The organism is Pseudoalteromonas sp. S1727 (genome assembly GCF_005886375.1).
Classification (GTDB): Bacteria; Pseudomonadota; Gammaproteobacteria; order Enterobacterales; family Alteromonadaceae; genus Pseudoalteromonas; species Pseudoalteromonas haloplanktis.
The window spans coordinates 1-271 of record NZ_PNDT01000192.1 but is presented as its reverse complement, the minus strand read 5'-3'; the positions used below and the strand labels follow the sequence as shown (position 1 = coordinate 271).

General features: G+C 46.5%; 1 protein-coding gene. It reads left to right on the top strand.

From position 1 onward, the window contains the following. On the top strand, positions 1 to 271 hold a 271-nt coding region (locus CWB85_RS21575; RefSeq protein WP_138555995.1), incomplete at both ends, for a putative Ig domain-containing protein.

Here is a 271-nt window from a genome sequence, read left to right as displayed (position 1 = left end):
TTTAAGCTTTAGTATTATCAATAAACCAAGCTGGGCCAGCTTTAATACCAGCACTGGTGAGTTATCGGGTACACCGGATAACAGCCATGTGGGCAGTTATGCAGCGATTACCATCAGTGTGAGTGATGGCACAGTGAGCGCAAGCTTAGCGCCGTTTACCTTAGCAGTGACTAACACCAATGATGCGCCTGTTGGGCAAAACTTTAGCTTTAATCTTGATGAAGCAGCAACGCTTACCGTGGCACTGGCCAATGGCTTATTAAGTAATGCC